At 68.8% G+C, this 10,432-nt stretch carries 9 protein-coding genes and 3 pseudogenes; 6 read left to right on the top strand and 6 right to left on the bottom strand.

Translation table 11 applies throughout. From position 1 onward, the window contains the following. Positions 1-704: 704 nt before the first annotated feature. The gene (locus ACWC5O_RS44540) at positions 705-1,103 is read right to left on the bottom strand and encodes a DUF6234 family protein (protein WP_450592266.1); all 399 of its coding nucleotides are present in this window, start codon (positions 1,101-1,103) and stop codon (positions 705-707) included. A gap of 590 nt (positions 1,104-1,693) precedes the next feature. Here ACWC5O_RS44540 and ACWC5O_RS44535 point away from each other — a divergent pair. From ACWC5O_RS44535 to ACWC5O_RS44525, 3 genes are all read left to right on the top strand, one after another. Next, positions 1,694-1,825, top strand: a complete 132-nt coding sequence (locus tag ACWC5O_RS44535) for a hypothetical protein (RefSeq protein ID WP_450592265.1) — start codon at positions 1,694-1,696, stop codon at positions 1,823-1,825. Positions 1,826-1,950: 125 nt separating this feature from the next. Further along, on the top strand, positions 1,951-2,340 hold the full coding sequence (locus ACWC5O_RS44530) for a hypothetical protein (RefSeq protein ID WP_450592263.1): 390 nt from the start codon (positions 1,951-1,953) through the stop codon (positions 2,338-2,340). A 100-nt stretch (positions 2,341-2,440) separates the two neighbouring features. Next, the gene (locus tag ACWC5O_RS44525; RefSeq protein WP_450592261.1) at positions 2,441-2,806 is read left to right on the top strand and encodes a hypothetical protein; all 366 of its coding nucleotides are present in this window, start codon (positions 2,441-2,443) and stop codon (positions 2,804-2,806) included. A gap of 297 nt (positions 2,807-3,103) precedes the next feature. On the opposite strand, the pseudogene ACWC5O_RS44520 reads toward ACWC5O_RS44525, so the two are convergent. Next, positions 3,104-3,451: pseudogene (locus ACWC5O_RS44520) on the bottom strand (transposase); the annotation flags it as partial. A 279-nt stretch (positions 3,452-3,730) separates the two neighbouring features. On the opposite strand from ACWC5O_RS44520, the pseudogene ACWC5O_RS44515 reads away from it, so the two are divergent. After that, a pseudogene (locus tag ACWC5O_RS44515) lies at positions 3,731-4,620 on the top strand (Vgb family protein). Positions 4,621-5,030: 410 nt separating this feature from the next. Here ACWC5O_RS44515 and ACWC5O_RS44510 read toward each other — a convergent pair. Further along, positions 5,031-5,459 (bottom strand): hypothetical protein, encoded by a 429-nt coding sequence (locus ACWC5O_RS44510; RefSeq protein WP_450592259.1) that lies wholly within the window; start codon positions 5,457-5,459, stop codon positions 5,031-5,033. Positions 5,460-5,636: 177 nt separating this feature from the next. Between ACWC5O_RS44510 and ACWC5O_RS44505 the strand changes: the two genes are divergently transcribed. Further along, on the top strand, positions 5,637-5,867 hold the full coding sequence (locus ACWC5O_RS44505) for a hypothetical protein (RefSeq protein ID WP_450592258.1): 231 nt from the start codon (positions 5,637-5,639) through the stop codon (positions 5,865-5,867). A gap of 467 nt (positions 5,868-6,334) precedes the next feature. Here the strand turns inward: ACWC5O_RS44505 and ACWC5O_RS44500 are convergent, their stop codons facing one another. The 3 genes and pseudogenes from ACWC5O_RS44500 to ACWC5O_RS44490 form a co-directional block, all read right to left on the bottom strand. Next, the gene (locus ACWC5O_RS44500; RefSeq protein WP_450592256.1) at positions 6,335-6,556 is read right to left on the bottom strand and encodes a hypothetical protein; all 222 of its coding nucleotides are present in this window, start codon (positions 6,554-6,556) and stop codon (positions 6,335-6,337) included. Between the two features lie 209 nt (positions 6,557-6,765). Next, the gene (locus ACWC5O_RS44495; protein WP_450592254.1) at positions 6,766-7,677 is read right to left on the bottom strand and encodes an ADP-ribosylglycohydrolase family protein; all 912 of its coding nucleotides are present in this window, start codon (positions 7,675-7,677) and stop codon (positions 6,766-6,768) included. 375 nt (positions 7,678-8,052) lie between these two features. Beyond that, positions 8,053-8,777 (bottom strand): annotated as a pseudogene (locus ACWC5O_RS44490) (sigma factor-like helix-turn-helix DNA-binding protein); the annotation flags it as partial. Positions 8,778-8,986: 209 nt separating this feature from the next. On the opposite strand from ACWC5O_RS44490, the gene ACWC5O_RS44485 reads away from it, so the two are divergent. Further along, a complete protein-coding gene (locus tag ACWC5O_RS44485; RefSeq protein WP_450592252.1) occupies positions 8,987-10,123 on the top strand; it encodes an LUD domain-containing protein in 1,137 nt (378 codons plus the stop codon). Positions 10,124-10,432: the final 309 nt, after the last annotated feature.

Raw genomic sequence — 10,432 nt, 5'->3', positions numbered from 1 at the left:
CCGCTACGACAAGCGTGGCTACGTATACCTCGGCACAGCAACCGCCGCAGCCCTCACCATCTGGCTTCGCACGTGATCGCCCGGACAACTCCTAGTCGTCTTCGAGCTTGTACGGAGCGGCGACGGCGCGGTCGACCGAGACGGCCATCAGACTGCCGGTCAGAGAAGCCGCTACGGCAGCTGCCACGGCGAGACGGACTGGGTGACGCACGAAAACCCCCTGCACAACCACCGGACGCCCGGCGGCGCCCGCAAACCAGATCGGTCGCCCGCATCCCGTGCCCGGCGGGTTACCCGCTTGATCACATGGTGCGCAGTGAAGAAGAGACTCCCCACCGGCATCGATGGTTGTACCGCGCCTCCCGAGAAACGTCCGGAGCACCACAGCCCGGCCCCGTACTCATGCTCCGCATGTCGCCCAGGGCAGGGTGCTGCGGATGTCTCGGCGCCGGCGGCACATCAGGGCGGTGGGGCTACGCATGCGGCCCCCTACCTGCAGGGCCAGCCGAGCGTGCTGCACAGGTTCTGCAGGACTTTCTGGTCCTGCGCCGGGAGATGCGGGGGCGAGTCCGACGCCGATATCGAGCAGGCCCGGCTGGTCCAGGCTCTGGAGCAGGACAGCGAGCGCTGCGATGGGATGGTCGGGCGGAAGGTGCGCGGAAGCAGCGCGCTGGCCGGCGTCGCACGATCCGCGCCCGGCTGTCTCAGCAGTTCGCGCTGTAGCGGATGCAAGCGGGTGACGGGGAGTGGCTGTTGTCCCACTCATGCCGCGAGGCCGCCAGCACTCCGCCCGCCAGGAGGGCCACCAGCAGGTGTGCGATCACCGTCCAGCGGGCACGGAAGATTCCCGCGAGAACTGCCAGGATGAGTACGGCGATCAGCAGCATATGTACCCGCCCGATGTGTGCGAGGCTGGCCGCGTCGATCCGTGCTTGGTCGCCTTGCGCTGCCCATTCCTCCAGGCCGAGGCCGTATATCCAGTCCAGCGCGAGCCACGCAGTCTCCATCAAGAACAGCGGGATCGCGAAGGCGAGGTCCACGCCCAGGCGTGTTCTGTGCGACCAGGGGCGCCGGCGCTCCGGGGCTGAAAGGGTGTCTGTCATGGGTGCAGGGTGCCGCGGTTGGTGGTGATGCGCATGAGCACCCGTACTCAACTCCGGCCGACGGAGCGGCAGGTACTGGGTGACTTCGTCAACTGATCGTCTCAGAACGAGATCCGTCGTCGGGCCTGGCAGTGGGCCGCAGGACGGCACAGTCTTGCGGGTGTCGGGTGCTCTTGTGCCTGCTGACTGTGGGAGCGCGTGGCCCCGTTGCTTCCGCACCGCCCGCCGCGTCGTGGTCGCTGTCCAGGCCGTCTGCCGGTGGACGACCGGGCGGCTCTTCGCGGGATGGTCTACGTGCGGCACAAAGGAGTGAGCCGGGCGGATGTGTTGGCCGAACGCATCGGCTGCACTGGGGTGACGGCCTGGCGACGGCTGTGGGGCTGGACCAGGCGGGCATCTGGCCACCTCTGCACAAGGTCATCCTGGCCGAGCTGCGCGCCTGATCACCCTCCGGTGTGGGACGCCGCTGGCCGTCTTGGGGGTGGCCTGGCTCAGGACGGCTGCGCCGCCGTCGGCCAGCGCCGCCGCTAGCTCGGTGACCTGCTCGCCTACAGCGTCGTCCAGTCCTTTGTCGCAAGGCAGAAGGCCTGGTGCGGCGCCACTGTCCGCCGCACCCGCCGCGCGAACTGCCGGTGCCGGGCCATCGGGAACTGCTCGTCGTCACCGCAGTGATCGCCGTCGCCACCTTCGCCGTACGCCTGTGCTACCCGCTGCACGAGTAAATCCCCGTCCTCGACTTCCTCCAGGAAGAGTCCGGCCGCCTTCCTCAGTACGCGGCCTTCTTCAGCGCCGGTCTCCTCGCCCACCGCAACGGCTGGCTCGACCGCTTCGACGCCCGCAGGGGTGGGTGTGGCTGACCGGCGGACTCCTCGGCGTAGCCGCTCTGTTCGCGATCGGCGCCGACGCGCCGTGCTTCGCCGCGGGCGGCTTCAACGCCGCATCGGCGCTCTGGGCGTCGTACGAGAGCGGTCTGTGCGTGGCGCTGTGCGTGGGCCTGCTCACCCTGTTCCGGGAAACGCTGAGCCGTAGCCATCGCCTGTCCGCAGAGCTGGCGGCGGACTCCTACGGCGTGTGCATCGTCCACCTTCCGCTGGTGGTCGGCGCGCAGTACTACTTGTCTGGCCGGGGGCTGTCGGCGGTCGGGGCATGGCGGATCGTGTGCGTGCTCGTGGTGCCGGTGGCTTTCCTGACCACGGCCGGCCTACGCCGGGTGCCTGGCTTTCGGCGGGTGCTTTAGCCAGTGTCTATTCTGAACAGAACGCCTCGATGCGCACATGCCTAGCACCGGGGCGCAGGGCGGCCTCGTCATGTATGGCCGCACGGGGGAAGGATGACTGATGGACTGGTTCTGGTGGGTGCTGATTCTCTTCTGGACGGGTGGCTTCGCCTGGGTCGCCGACACCGCGCGTACCGCGTTGCGGAACCGGCATCAACGGAAGCTGGAACTGATGGACGCGGCGAAGCAGGAACGTCTCGCCGTCGAAGCAGCACACCAGGCACCGGAGCCCGTGTGCGGGTGCACGCACCACTTGGCCAAGCACGACAAACAGGGCCACTGCCATGAACGAGTCGAGGTCCCGACGGCCTGGGACGAGCACAAGAAGCCTCTGCGCTACGAGGCCGGGCAATGCAACTGCCAGCAGTACGTCGGCCCGCAGCCGCTGTCGCAGGTGTATGCCGAGGACCTGACGGACCGAATCTGAGAACATACCGGCGCGGCGTAAGGAGCTGTGAACGTCGTCGGCGTAGTTGCACGAGGTGTTCACCGATTCCGAGCAATGGCCAAGGCCTGTGGATCGTGATCAGCAGGTGGTTGTGGGGATGTTGGGCTGTTCAATGAGGGGGATGAACTCACCTTGGTTGTCGGCCAGTAGGCCGGCTGCCTGTTGCACCGGGACGAAGTAACACCGGAAGACCAAGCCGTGGTCCTGGTCGCCCTCTTGGTCTGCAACGGTGTGCATCCAGGTGTCGCGGGGCTCGGTGGGTTTGCAGTGCTGTGGTCACGCTGCGGCGGCCTCAGGCCGTTCGACGAGGTGGCCGTTCTCGAACCTCGCGCCGGAGCGGACCAGGGCGACGAGTGAGGCGCCCGTGATCGCGCGCCAGAGTTCCTGGGCGGGCTCGATGAGCTTGAACACCATCGCGAGGGCCGCGACCGTGTTGCCCGCCCCGCGGGTGACCTTGGTCCGCAGTTCGACCGTGGAGAAGGTCGACTCGATGGGGTTCGTGGTCCGCAGGTGGATCCAGTGCTCGGCAGGGAAGTCTTGGAACGCCAGCAGCTCGTCCCGGTCCTCGGTGATCTTCGCGACGGCCTTGGGCCACTTCGTTCCGTACGTCCTCGCGAACGCCTCGGTTGAACCTGGTCGTACGAGGTGACGTATAGGGGGTGCAGTGAACGTCACTTCTCCGGCTGGTACTGGGCGGTGACGACCGGACGGCACGTCGGCAGTTCCTGAGGGAACCGGCTTGCTACCCAGCAAGTCCACACCGGTCAAGCGCACACCGGGGCCCTTGTCTTCTGAGGCGAGACCGTATCGCGCAGCAGCATTAACCAGAGGCGGTCGCGGAGCGCTCTGGATAGCATCCGCAGTCGCTGAACTCCGCCACCCACCGATGAAGGAACCCGCCCTATGCCGCGCCGTCCCACCCCTCCGATCGCAGAATTCTCCGTGTCCGGCAGGGACGCCGGCCCCTACGGAATCACCTGCGGCCCCGACAATGCACCATGGTCCACCACGGACGGATCGGCCGGGTCGCCCCTGACGGCGACGTCACCTCCTACCAGCTCGAACCCGCTTCCAGCGGACCGTCGATCATCACAACAGGGCCCGACGACGCTCTGTGGTTCACCGAATTCCGCAGCCACCGGATCGGTCGCATCACCACGACCGGAAACATCGCCTCGTTCCCGCTGCCGACGCCGGATGCCGGGCCGTTCGGCATCACCGCCGGCCCCGACGAAGCACTGTGGTTCACCGAAGCAAACACCGACCGCATCGGCCGCATCACACTCGACGGTGACGTCACCGAGTTCCCTCTCCCGCTCTCGGGAGCCTTCCCGTCAGCCATCGCCACCGGCCCGGACGGCCGACTGTGGTTCACGATGAACCAGGCGAATGCGATCGGCGCCATCGGGCTCGACGGTGATGTCACCATCCACCCGCTACCCACACCGGCCGGTGCCCCGGTAGGCATCACCACGGGCACCGATGGTGCCATGTGGTTCGTCGAGATCGGCGCCGGTCAAATCGGACGGATCGCGCCGGACGGAAAGATCGACGAATTCGCCCTGCCCGACCGCACGTCACGCCCACACGCCATAACAGCCGACGCCGACAGAAACTGCTGGTTCACCGAATGGGGAGCCAACCGCATCGGCCGGATCACCCCCGACGGCCGAATCGACGAACACGACCTCCCCAGCCCGTCCTCCGAACCACACGGCATCACACTGGGACCGGACGGTGCAATCTGGACAGCCCTGGAGATCGGAACGGTCGCACGACTGACACCACGCTGAGACCCGAGCTCTCGGACGGGAGCGATGCCGCGGGCTCCTCGGTCGACCGGCGACGGGCCCGCGTGTTGCACTGGATGCCGGTGTGCAGCACGTACAGGATCCCGGACAGCACCTCACGGTCCGGCAACCGCTTGCGACCCGGATACCGACAGTGGCCCACGGCGAGGGGGAATCCCGCTGCGCCAATGGCACCTGATGGGCGCGCGTCCGGGTAGCTGCTACTCCGTGAAGGAACCCGAAGAACGGACAAAGTGCAGTGTCGGCTGTGCCGGCGAAGACCCTCGGCGGCCACTCGCTCAGCCCGTCGCCTCTCCTCCGCAACGTGGGGCGTCGGCGGCTGTGAGGTCGGGGCGAAGCCCGTGGCATCCCGCTGAGGTCACTCCCGGGGGGGGCGACGCGCCGCCGGGGCATCACACGAAGTCGGCTGCCGACTCCATCCTCAGCAGGACGTCCCTCCATTCCGCCCCGGACAGCTGCATGGCCGCCCGGCGCAAGTCGAGTGGGTGACCTGCGGCAAGCGATGCGGCGATCTCCAGCACGGTCAGATGGGGACCCATGGTGCCGGGCTCTCGGCGATTGTCGTCCAGCAGCTCGGGTGTCCGCAGCAGCTCCAGGACACCCGCCCAGTTCACCGAGGTGGGGCGGACGTGCGGCTTCACGGCGCCCAGCGCGGGCTCCTCGGTGAACCGGCGCAGCCAGTAGCCGCCACGGAAGGAGGCAAGGATCACCGTCGCCCTCTTCATCTGGTGATTGCCCACTGACTCCACAAGCTGCCGTGCCAGGACTGCGGCTTGGGGGGCTTGCAGAACGTACAGCTCGTCGGCCTGATCGGTAGTCATGTCGCAACTATGCGGCGGCTGGAGAGAGGGGGACTGTGCGGCGCCAGCCCCTGTCACGCGAACGGACCAGGCCGCTTTGACCAGGGGCTCACCGACTCTCACAGCCGGTGGGAAGGCGGCGGCGGCACGGCGGCCCTGCCCGGCAGAACCGGGTGATCGACACGTCTTTGGGGAGCCGTGGAAGAACTCCGCTTCGACGACATCCGGTTCACCGTGGAGGTCAGCAACGACCAGACGTGGCTGCGGCGCGCACTGAGCGGCCACGAGCTGTGCGTTCGGCTCACCATCGGGGTGTCGCCGTTCGCCGAGGCAGGCAAGAGCCTCGCCCTCGAGGCGGACCTGTTCGGCTTAGGCACCGGCGCAGAGGTCCCGCCTCGGCTTCGAGTGGCTCGTGAACGCGAACCTTGAAGACAAGGAACCCCGTGACCTGCACGGCCCGGAAGACTTGCGCGACATCTGACGCGCGGGGTTTGCGGTGCTCCCAACCTGCCGGGTGCTCTCGATGCTGACGGCGCGCACCCAACTTCCGCAGCTGGCCCCCGCTCGGAGAGAGGGGCCAGGCCCACACCTCGGTTGCTGTGTTTCGCCGGGTCGCTTGAGGTGGCGCCGACAGTGGAAGGCTCGTCGGCCAGGCGAAAGTACCGTGGTGCTCGGCGACCAGCGCCTGCTTCTCGCTCCAGGTCGGCCAGTCCGCCGCCAGGGCGAAGCCCATTACGGCCAGGCCCTCGGCCTTCGGCTGGAGGATGGTGAAGCCCCAGCCGGGGCAGTCCTCGGGAATGTTGCCAATGGCTTCCTTCAGCGAGGGCATCCAACGCACCAGGTGCGTCAGGTCCTTCCTGACGATTCGGACCTCCTCACCGCGAAGCAGCCGCTTGTCACGCGAATTGGCCAGAGGAAGCGGCAGCGGACACGATCGTGTACGGCACCTCCAGCAGGTCCATGTCCCGGCCGATCTCGGCGGCGGTGGTCTTCCACTCCTCGCAGCCCACCTCACGCCACAGCGCCAGCCCGTCGCCGTTGAGCAGGCCCGAGACCCGCACCGTGCTGATGACACGCCGCTGAGCGGCCCGCACCTCTGGAGGTACTGCTTCCGCCATCGGCTTTCCCCTGTCTCTCGCGACGCCCCCAGACGGGCCCCGTCCGTCGTGGTCAACGACCGGCCGCGCCAGGACGTTCGGTGCGCTGCACTGGTTCCGCCGCCTGCGCATCCACTGGGACATCCGCGACGACATCCACGAAGCCTTCCTCTCTCTCGGATGCGCACACATCTGCTGGAGACGCCTGAAGTCATCCCGCCAGGAGTTTCTTACTCCGACACGATCGGGGGAAGCGGTTCACGGGCCGCGTGCCAGGCAGGGGGGAGGGCGGCGACGCCCGTGCGAGCGGCGATCACCCCGCCCGCGATCGCGCAGGTGGTGTCGATGTCGCCCCGCCCGGCGACCGTGAACCACAGGCCCTCGTGCAGGTCGTCGAGGTGACCCGCCGCGCACCACAGGGCGTACGGGACGGTGTCGGGCCCGGACATCCGGTAGCCGGAGCCCAGGACCTCCGCAGCGTGCCGGACCGAAGTGCGCTCCGGCATTCGGGCCGCGACCCGCAGCCCCGACCGGACGTCGCTGTCGGGGAGTCGTTCGGCGACCGCCTGGAGGAAGTCCGGCCTGGCCGGGGTGTGCCCACCCCGACTACGGGTTGCCAGCGCCGCGGCGAGGGCGACCGCCACCGCCGCGGCGACCGCCTCCGGGTGATGGTGCGAAACCGCGCCCTGACGGGCGGCCTGCTCGGCGACCGCGTCGAGGTCGGCGGCGTGCCAGGCGCCGAGCGGGGCGGCACGCATGGCTGCACCGTTGCCCCAGGAGCCCTGGCCGCCGAACTGTCCGGCGACCACCTCCCGCCAGGGCTCACCCGCGCCGATCCGACGGAGCACGTCATGCATCGAGGCTCCGTAGCCGCGGTGCGTGTCGTCGCCGTAGGCTGCCGCGAAACGCAGGGCGAGGCGCTCCTGGTCGACGGCGCCGCCGCCCTCGACGAGTTCCCGGATGAGAACGAGCGCTTGAGCGGTGTCGTCACTCCACCGCCACAGCGGCTCCGGGGGCAGCGTCCGCGCCTCCAGACCTGCCGGACCGTCCCGGCGCAGGATGCCGAACCAACGGTCACCGAAGGCGTCACCGAAGGCGAGCCCGTGCAACGAGTCCAGCACAGCGGTAGGCACGTCGATCATGGGCGCAGTATCGCAACGCGATGGCCCTCCTGCACTCCGATTTTGGCGCGGACATGCTTCTGATCCGGACATGGAGCTGGGCAACCGTGGTTACGAGCAAGGCGATTACCGCTGTCTGCTCCGGGATCTGGAAGCCGCTGATCGCCCGCCGGTGTGCCGAGCAAGGCTCTTGCCTGACGACCTGGAACGTGCCCGGCGTCCGGGCGGTGGCTCCGCAACCCGCTGACCAGGCCGCGAACCGCAAGCGGCTGGGCAGCCGCAGACCTCGACCGGCAGATGGCTGCTTATCGCGACACCTGCTGATGTTCTGTGCCAGAAATCCTTGACCGGGGTTGACGCTGAACCTTGACCACTGTCGCTGGCCCGTCAGGCCGGTCACGACAGTTGCCATGGGCGGAGTTTATCCGGGTTGCGCACCGCCCAGATGTGCGTGATCCGGTCGTCGTCGGCGACCTTGAACGTGAACACCGTCTCGATCCGGCCCCCGGACTCAACCGCCAGGCCCGGCAGCCCGTTGACGGTGCGCTGGAGGATCGTGCGGGGCGGCGCGAACCGGGCGATCGTGAGGTAGAGGTGGGCGATCTGCTCTGCGCCCTCGAGCGGCAGCAGGTGGGCGATGGCGCGGCCACCGCCGTCGGCGATCGCGGTGGCGCCCGGGTCGAGCAGGCTCAGCAGGGCCTCGATGCCCTGCGCCTCCCAGGCCGCCTTGAACCGCCGCACGACGCTCGCCTGCCGGGCCGCGTTCGGGCTCACATCGGCCCGGGCGGCGGTGATGCGACGGCGGGCCGAGGTCGCCAGTTGACGGCACGCCGCCGGGCTGCGGCCGACGATCTCGGCCACCTCGGCGAACGGGTAGCGGAAGACGTCGTGCAGCACGAACGCGACCCGCTCGGCCGGGGTCATCGTCTCGAACACGACAGGAAGGCCGTGGTCACCGACTCGTCGAGGGTGATCCGGTCAGCCGGGTCCACCCCAGGACGGCCTGCCGCCCCGGCGATCCACTCGGCGGGGTCGGGCAGCGGCTCCGGGATCCATTCGCCGACGTAGGTCTCCCGCCGGGTGCGTGCCGAGCCGAGCAGGGTCACGCAGACGCGGCTGGCCCCGGGTCCTGCTGCTCGTCTGCCTGCCGCTGTGCCTGTCCCGACGGGGTCGGTCATACCCTCTCCGGCTCCCTCGCTCACGTTCCCTCTTCCATGACGACGAATCAGAGCGGCGGAAAGTGAGGTCGGGGGCTCGCCTCACATTCGGCGGGGCTGCGTTGTCGGACTGGTGAAGGCGACTACACCATCCACAGAACAGGTAGATCAGCATGAACGACTTCCAGGAGATCGCTGACCGCGTCGAGATCGAGGCGCTGCGCGGCGAGTTCACTGACGCGGCGATGATGCGCGACCGCGCCCGACTCGCCGCGCTGTTCACCCCCGACGGGGTTCTGCGCATGCCCAACGTCCCGGTCGAGCTCATCGGCCGGGAGGAGATCCGGACCGGTGGCGAACGCCTGCAAAGCCAGTGGGACTTCTTCGTGCAGAACAGCCACCCGGGCACTATCCGGATCGATGGCGATGCCGCCACCGGTCGCACCTACATGCAGGAGATCGCACGTGTGCTCGACGGCCGATCGGGCCTGAACTTCGCCATCTACCACGACACCTACCTGCGTACTCCGGAGGGATGGAAGTTCGCCGAGCGGGTCTACGAGGTCAGGTACGTCGACACCACCCCGCTACGGGGTTTTGCGCCCGGCCCAGACGCTCAGGCGCACGGCTCCGGCAAGGCCGGGGACGCCGGTCGGACATCGGGTGCCGGTGAGGCGGACACGCCGGCCACCGGGGCGGACGCCGACTACAGCGCACCGGCGTCCGCCGAACGGCTGGACCGGGCGATCGCCGCGCTGCGGGCGAACGGCTTTACCGCCGAACTGCTCGACGACGCCGCGGCGGCCCGCGCCCGCATCAAGGATCTGATACCGGAGGGCGCGGGCGTGTTCACCGGGGCCAGCGAGACACTTCGGCTCTCCGGCATCGCGCAGGACATCGAGGCGGGCGACCGCTACCAGGCCATCCGGCCTCGAGTGCTGAAGATGGACCGCGCCACCGAGTCGGACCAGATCCGCCGACTGGTCGCCACCCCCGACGTCTTCGTCGCCAGCGTCACGGCCGTCACCGAGACCGGCTCACTCGTCGTCGCCTCCGGCAGCGGTAGCCAGCTGCCCGCCTCCGCCGGCGGCGCCGCCAGGGCGATCTGGGTCGTCGGGGCACAGAAGGTGGTGCCCGACCTGAGCACCGCACTGCGCCGGGTCGAAGAGCACGCCCTCCCGCTGGAAACCGCCCGCGCCCAGGCGGTCTACGGGCAGCCGAGCGCGGTCAACCGTCTGCTCGTCCTCAACGCCGAGCCGCAGCCCGGACGCGGCACCGTCCTGTTGCTGCGCGAGGCCATCGGTTTCTGACATCCCGCGCGGTGAGGACGAAGGACGTCAGAACGCCGCGGGGACGAACGGCGAACCGTATCGGGCTCGCCGTCCGCCCCGCGCCCTGCCCTGTGCAGGTGCTGCCGCGTCGATTCCTCCTTCGGTTGCCCTGGGCCACGCACCGATTTGATTGAGTCGGTCCGGGCACGCTGCCGCTTCCCTGCCCACTCGGGGTGGTGGCCGCCGAGCCCGCGCGTATGCCGTAGGCTGGGCGTACCGACGCGGGGTGGAGCAGCTCGGTAGCTCGCTGGGCTCATAACCCAGAGGTCGCAGGTTCAAATCCTGTCC

The sequence above is a fragment of the Streptomyces sp. NPDC001450 genome (assembly GCF_053597295.1).
The sequence above is the reverse complement of the archived record's forward strand: the minus strand, read 5'-3'. Positions and strand labels throughout refer to the sequence as shown.